Source organism: Streptomyces lateritius, from assembly GCF_014649715.1.
Lineage (GTDB): Bacteria > Actinomycetota > Actinomycetes > Streptomycetales > Streptomycetaceae > Streptomyces > Streptomyces lateritius.
In genome coordinates this window covers 622,264-628,470 of the sequence record NZ_BMTO01000002.1, presented here as the reverse complement: position 1 = coordinate 628,470, position 6,207 = coordinate 622,264, and the positions used below count along the sequence as shown (strand labels likewise).

Annotated in this window: 7 protein-coding genes; 1 reads left to right on the top strand and 6 read right to left on the bottom strand. The window is 68.8% G+C overall.

Annotated elements, in window-relative coordinates:
* Nucleotides 1-62: 62 nt before the first annotated feature.
* Complete coding sequence (locus IE136_RS06265) at nucleotides 63-2,588, bottom strand: ATP-dependent Clp protease ATP-binding subunit (RefSeq protein WP_189599732.1); 2,526 nt, start codon at nucleotides 2,586-2,588, stop codon at nucleotides 63-65.
* Between the two features lie 473 nt (nucleotides 2,589-3,061).
* Between IE136_RS06265 and IE136_RS06260 the strand changes: the two genes are divergently transcribed.
* Entirely contained in the window at nucleotides 3,062-3,637 is a 576-nt protein-coding gene (locus IE136_RS06260; RefSeq protein ID WP_158988252.1) for an SCO3374 family protein, read from the top strand.
* A 4-nt stretch (nucleotides 3,638-3,641) separates the two neighbouring features.
* Here the strand turns inward: IE136_RS06260 and IE136_RS06255 are convergent, their stop codons facing one another.
* From IE136_RS06255 to IE136_RS06235, 5 genes are all read right to left on the bottom strand, one after another.
* A complete protein-coding gene (locus IE136_RS06255; protein WP_158988253.1) occupies nucleotides 3,642-3,977 on the bottom strand; it encodes a histone-like nucleoid-structuring protein Lsr2 in 336 nt (111 codons plus the stop codon).
* Nucleotides 3,978-4,121: 144 nt separating this feature from the next.
* Nucleotides 4,122-4,658 (bottom strand): amino-acid N-acetyltransferase, encoded by a 537-nt coding sequence (locus IE136_RS06250; RefSeq protein ID WP_158988254.1) that lies wholly within the window; start codon nucleotides 4,656-4,658, stop codon nucleotides 4,122-4,124.
* Nucleotides 4,659-4,667: 9 nt separating this feature from the next.
* Nucleotides 4,668-5,090, bottom strand: coding sequence for a BlaI/MecI/CopY family transcriptional regulator (locus tag IE136_RS06245; RefSeq protein ID WP_229818648.1), 423 nt, complete (start codon nucleotides 5,088-5,090; stop codon nucleotides 4,668-4,670).
* Between the two features lie 121 nt (nucleotides 5,091-5,211).
* The gene (locus IE136_RS06240) at nucleotides 5,212-5,388 is read right to left on the bottom strand and encodes a hypothetical protein (RefSeq protein WP_189599731.1); all 177 of its coding nucleotides are present in this window, start codon (nucleotides 5,386-5,388) and stop codon (nucleotides 5,212-5,214) included.
* A gap of 14 nt (nucleotides 5,389-5,402) precedes the next feature.
* On the bottom strand, nucleotides 5,403-6,002 hold the full coding sequence (locus tag IE136_RS06235; RefSeq protein WP_189599773.1) for a hypothetical protein: 600 nt from the start codon (nucleotides 6,000-6,002) through the stop codon (nucleotides 5,403-5,405).
* Nucleotides 6,003-6,207 lie beyond the last annotated feature (205 nt).

Here is a 6,207-nt window from a genome sequence, read left to right as displayed (position 1 = left end):
GCCCCGGACCCGTACGTCTCCGTACGGGTCCGGGGCCGCCCCTTCAGCCGCTCAGCGCGGCGTCACGCGTCCTTCGAGAGGTTCGGGCCGGCTCCGCCGGTCGCCTGCTCGATCGGCGGGACGTCGGGCAGCGCCGACTTCTCCTCGCCGCGGAAGGTGAACTTCTTCTCCTCACCCTCGCCCTCGGTGTCCACGACCACGATGTGACCGGGGCGCAGCTCGCCGAAGAGGATCTTCTCGGAGAGCGAGTCCTCGATCTCGCGCTGGATCGTCCGGCGCAGCGGCCGGGCGCCCAGAACGGGGTCGTAACCCTTCTTGGCGAGCAGCTCCTTCGCGGACTGGGAGAGCTCGATGCCCATGTCCCGGTCGCGCAGGCGCTCGTCCACGCGGCCGATCATCAGGTCGACGATCTTGAGAATGTCCGCCTGGGTGAGCTGCGGGAAGACGATGACGTCATCCACACGGTTCAGGAACTCCGGGCGGAAGTGCTGCTTCAGCTCGTCGCTGACCTTCGCCTTCATCCGCTCGTAGTTGGACTTCGTGTCGCCCTGGGCGGCGAAGCCCAGGTTGAAGCCCTTCGAGATGTCCCGGGTCCCGAGGTTGGTCGTCATGATGATGACCGTGTTCTTGAAGTCCACGACCCGGCCCTGGGAGTCGGTCAGCCGACCGTCCTCCAGGATCTGGAGAAGGGAATTGAAGATATCGGGGTGAGCCTTCTCGACCTCGTCGAAGAGGACGACGGAGAACGGCTTGCGGCGCACCTTCTCGGTGAGCTGGCCGCCCTCTTCGTAGCCCACGTATCCGGGGGGAGAACCGAAGAGACGGGAAACCGTGTGCTTCTCGCTGAACTCCGACATGTCGAGGGAGATCATCGCGTCCTCGTCGCCGAAGAGGAATTCGGCGAGCGCCTTGGACAGCTCGGTCTTACCGACACCGGACGGGCCGGCGAAGATGAACGAGCCACCGGGTCGCTTCGGGTCCTTCAGACCGGCACGCGTACGGCGGATCGCCCGCGAGAGGCCGATGACCGCGTCGCGCTGGCCGATGACGCGCTTGTGGAGCTCGTCCTCCATGCGGAGCAGACGCGAGGACTCCTCCTCGGTCAGCTTGAAGACCGGGATGCCGGTGGCGGTCGCAAGGACCTCGGCGATCAGATCGCCGTCGACCTCGGCGACGACGTCCATGTCGCCGGCCTTCCACTCCTTCTCCCGCTTGGCCTTCGCCGCCAGCAGCTGCTTCTCCTTGTCGCGGAGAGAGGCCGCCTTCTCGAAGTCCTGGGAGTCGATCGCGGACTCCTTGTCACGGCGGACGCCGGCGATCTTCTCGTCGAACTCGCGGAGGTCCGGCGGCGCGGTCATCCGGCGGATGCGCATCCGGGAGCCGGCCTCGTCGATCAGGTCGATCGCCTTGTCCGGGAGGAAGCGGTCCGAGATGTACCGGTCGGCCAGGGTCGCGGCCTGGACGAGGGCCTCGTCCGTGATCGAGACACGGTGATGGGCCTCGTAACGGTCGCGCAGACCCTTGAGGATCTCGATCGTGTGCGGTAGCGACGGCTCGGCGACCTGGATGGGCTGGAAGCGGCGCTCGAGGGCGGCGTCCTTCTCCAGGTACTTGCGGTACTCGTCGAGCGTGGTGGCACCGATGGTCTGGAGCTCACCGCGGGCCAGCATCGGCTTGAGGATGCTGGCGGCGTCGATCGCGCCCTCGGCGGCACCCGCACCCACCAGGGTGTGGAGCTCGTCGATGAACAGGATGATGTCGCCGCGGGTGCGGATCTCCTTGAGGACCTTCTTCAGGCGCTCCTCGAAGTCACCGCGGTAGCGGGAGCCGGCGACCAGCGCGCCGAGGTCGAGGGTGTAGAGGTGCTTGTCCTTGAGGGTCTCGGGCACCTCGCCCTTGACGATGGCCTGCGCCAGGCCTTCGACGACGGCGGTCTTGCCGACGCCGGGCTCGCCGATGAGGACCGGGTTGTTCTTCGTGCGGCGGGACAGCACCTGCATGACCCGCTCGATCTCCTTCTCGCGCCCGATGACCGGGTCGAGCTTGGACTCACGAGCGGCCTGGGTGAGGTTCCGGCCGAACTGGTCGAGGACCAGGGACGTCGAGGGGGTGCCCTCGGCAGGACCGCCGGCGGCGGCGGCTTCCTTGCCCTGGTAGCCGGAGAGCAGCTGGATGACCTGCTGCCGCACCCGGTTGAGATCGGCGCCCAGCTTCACGAGGACCTGGGCGGCGACGCCCTCGCCCTCGCGGATCAGGCCGAGCAGGATGTGCTCGGTGCCGATGTAGTTGTGGCCGAGCTGGAGGGCCTCACGGAGCGACAGCTCCAGGACCTTCTTGGCACGCGGGGTGAAGGGGATGTGCCCGGACGGGGCCTGCTGCCCCTGCCCGATGATCTCCTCAACCTGCTGGCGGACCGCCTCGAGCGAAATCCCGAGGCTCTCCAGGGCCTTAGCGGCGACACCCTCACCCTCGTGGATAAGGCCCAGGAGGATGTGCTCGGTGCCGATGTAGTTGTGGTTGAGCATCCGGGCTTCTTCCTGAGCCAGGACGACAACCCGCCGCGCGCGGTCGGTGAACCTCTCGAACATCGTTAATCGCTCCTCAGAGCGGTCAGTCAGTTAGGGGTCGATCCCCTCCCTGTCCTTCCGCAGCTTAGTCCCGCAAGCGGGGACCGCTCATTCCAACTGCCGACATCCGTCCGGATCACCCCCTTGTCTGCGGGGAGACCTGCTGCAGAACAGCCGACAAATGCTCCAACCCGATGGTGCGAGACGATGTTCCCGCAGGCCAAGCAGTTACCCGCGCCTTGAGTACGCCGATGGCGAACGTGAGACGCGGAAGCCCGCGAGTCGCCCCTCCTCACTAGGAATGTCTTACCCGTAAGCACTGACACTCCATGCGGCACACCCCGGTTCCCTCAGCTACGGGCGAACACCCTTGCGCTCCCGAATGCACCCGTAGGCCCGCACAGACGTCCATCACGGACACGCTCCGCACCACCGGCGGGACTCCGGGTCACCACCGGGCGTAACCGACGGGACCTTCCGGGAGTTCCCCGGGCATGGCCTTCACCGTCCCGCTCCCCCGCTCGCCGCTCGACGACGACCTGGCGCGGTGGTACGAGAACACACTCGGCTGGGCGGCCGTGGACGGCCCGCCGGTCCAGTTGGTCACCGGGCTGCGCTTCGACGTCCTGGAGCTGCCCGCGGCGGCCGGCCGCGCGGTGCTGCGCCGACGGGGCGCCGCCACGGGGCCGGTGGCCCTCATGGGGCGGAGGATGCGGCTGCTCGTGGCAGCGGGGAGCGCCGAGGAGCTGCCGGGGCTGCTCGACTGGCTGGAGTGGGGCGGGATCTCACTGGATCTCGCCGTGCTGGGCGCGGGCGGCCGGATGACCGCCCCCATTCCCCCAGGACGGAGCGGTTCCGGCACGCCGGGCGCCGCGGTGTGGCTGCGCGCCCCCGAGCCGGGCCACGAAGTGGAGTCCTCGCTGCCGGCCCTGCGGGCCGCGGGGCGGGGCGATGCGGGCGCCCCCTGTCTCGTACGGCTCGTGGCCGCCGCCGCCGCGGAGTGCCACCGGGTGCGACTGCTGAGCACTCGCCCCTGTGCCGTCCCTACGGGGCGGCGTCCCAGCAGCTGACGCCTCAGCGGTTCGCGTCCTCGTAGGCCGCCTTGATCTCCGCAGGGACCCGGCCGCGGTCGTTCACGTTGTAGCCGTTCTCCTTGGCCCACGCGCGGATCTTCGCGGTGTCCGGGCTGCCACCGGTGGCGACCCGGCCCTTGCCTCGCGTACCGGTGGTGCGGCCACCGGTGCGCCGGCCACTCTTCGTGTACGGCTCGAGCAGGGCGCGGAGCTTGTCCGCGTTGGCGGTGGTGAGGTCGATCTCGTAGGTCTTGCCGTCCAGCGCGAACGTCACGGTCTCGTCCGCCTCGACACCGTCGAGGTCATCGACAAGAAGGACCTGAACCTTCTGTGCCACCGGATTTCCTTTCATCGAAAATGCAGTACGCGGAAAGGAAACCGCTTTTCCCGGAAAAACACAAACCCCTGGCAGAGGTTCAGAAGCCCGGGAACGCGGGAAACGTGCGCGATTCGGACATAGGGTTCCGTAAGCTCGTTACGATCACAGGTGCAGAAGCATCCGACTGTTACCCAAGGTGTTCGGCTTCACTCGTTCGAGACCGAGGAACTCGGCGACACCCTCGTCATAGGAACGCAGGAGCTCGCTGTACACATCTCCGTCGACGGGAGTCTCACCGATCTCGACGAAGCCGTGCTTCGCGAAGAAGTCGACTTCGAAGGTCAGGCAGAATACCCGGCGCACCCCGAGCCATCTGGCGGTGTGCAGCAACTTGTCGAGCACCTGATGCCCGACGCCCGCGCCCTTGAACTCCGGATCGACGGCGAGAGTACGCACTTCGGCGAGGTCTTCCCACATCACGTGGAGCGCCCCGCACCCGACGACCACCGCGTCCTCGTCGCGTTCGGCGACCCAGAACTCCTGGATGTCCTCGTAAAGGGTGACGGTCGCTTTGTCGAGCAGGATGCCGCGGCGGGCGAACGGATCGACGAGTCGGCGGACCGCGGGGACATCGCTGGTACGGGCCCGGCGTACGGTGACGCCTTTCTGGGGGGACGCGGATGCGGAGGACGACGACATGGGGGGACGTTATCGCCCCTGGCCCTCGCCCTCGTCGGCACCCTCGGCCGGGGCGGGCGGCGCGTCGGGGGTGTTGTGGCCGACGATGCGGATGGCGTCGGTGAGCGCCTCGCGCTGCTCGGACGACATCATGCCGAAGAAGGCGACAAGGGCGGCGGCGGGGTTGTCGCTCTGCGACCAGGCCTCGTTCATCAGCGCGGCAGAGTAGGCGGCGCGGGTGGAGACCGCGGTATATCGATAGGCGCGGCCGTCGACTTCCCTGCGCACCCAGCCCTTCTGATGGAGATTGTCCATTACGGTCATGACGGTGGTGTAGGCGATGGACCGTTCCTGCTGGAGATCCTCCAGGACTTCCCGGACGGTCACCGGCCGGTTCCATTGCCAGACGCGTGTCATGACGGCGTCTTCGAGCTCTCCCAATTGACGGGGCACATGGCCACCATAGTGCGCGAGAACGGGAGCGGCCGGTTATTGGCGGAGGAAACACACAAAAAGGACGTACGCCGCGAAAGCGGGCGTACGTCCTCGGTGGCGCGAGGGACCGGAGCGGGGGCTACGCGGCGTCGCCGCCCGACTGGCGGGGGGCGTCTGCGCGCGCGAGGGCGGCGTCCACGGCCGCGTCCTCCTTGGCCTTGTTCGGGCCGCCCTGGCTCTTGACGATCGTGACGACGAGAGCGATGAAGAACGCGGCCATCACGACGGGGGGCAGGAGCGCGGATACGTAGTCCATGGCGTCCAGAGTAGCTATCCGGCGACGCGCTCCTCGGGCGGGGGCGGGGGTACGGGACGTCGGCGCGGCGGGAACACCTCGGAGGGCTTGGGCACCGGGCGCTCGTCCGGGACCGGCGGCTTGGGCGTGGACGGTTTCTTCGGCTCGTCGGCGGCGCGGCCACCGGGCAGGGCGAGCAGCCGGGCGCGGGGCCGGGGCGGCGCCGGGGCGGGCGTGGGCGCGCCCGGGACGGTCGCCTGGATGACACGGGCGAGGCGGGCGCGCACGGAGCGCTCGGCGAGCATCTGGCAGCGCTCCAGGAGGCCGGCGGCCCGGGGATCGGCGCGCAGCGCGCGCAGGGCGGCGAGGTCGTCGGCCTCGGGGTCGTAACCGGCGGAGAGGGCCTCCTGGAGGAGCTCCAGATAGCCGGGGAGCGAACCGGGCAGGGCCTCGCGGTAGCGGGCCAGGTCGGCGAGGAGGAAGGCGCGCAGCCGGCCGGCCTCGCGGACGGCTTCGTCCACGGATTCGGCGAGGCGCAGGCAGTCCTGGACGTCCTCGTCCTGAAGGGGGGCAGGGTGGAGGGCGGTGGCGAGAGCACGTCGGAGCACACGCAGCTCGTCCGCGCTGAACGCCATGCCGCCGCGGGATCCGTATGGCGTGGGCATAGGGTGACGATACGCGCTAATCGGACAAATTTCGTTTACCGATCATCCCGGCGCGTTGCCCCGCGCCGAGTGGCGAAGGCGAGGCCAGGGGCGTGGCAGACCGGGGTTCCTCACGGCAGGAGCGGGGGCCCACGGAGGCCGGGATTCCTCACGGCAGGAGCGGGGGCCGCGCGGC

What these genes read in the sequence shown, in the direction of transcription:
- IE136_RS06250 (WP_158988254.1), bottom strand. Translation starts at nt 4,658, where the DNA reads ATGTCGTCGTCCTCCGCATCCGCGTCCCCCCAGAAAGGCGTCACCGTA.
- IE136_RS06240 (WP_189599731.1), bottom strand. Translation starts at nt 5,388, where the DNA reads ATGGACTACGTATCCGCGCTCCTGCCCCCCGTCGTGATGGCCGCGTTC.
- IE136_RS06265 (WP_189599732.1), bottom strand. Translation starts at nt 2,588, where the DNA reads ATGTTCGAGAGGTTCACCGACCGCGCGCGGCGGGTTGTCGTCCTGGCT.
- IE136_RS06260 (WP_158988252.1), top strand. Translation starts at nt 3,062, where the DNA reads ATGGCCTTCACCGTCCCGCTCCCCCGCTCGCCGCTCGACGACGACCTG.
- IE136_RS06235 (WP_189599773.1), bottom strand. Translation starts at nt 6,002, where the DNA reads ATGGCGTTCAGCGCGGACGAGCTGCGTGTGCTCCGACGTGCTCTCGCC.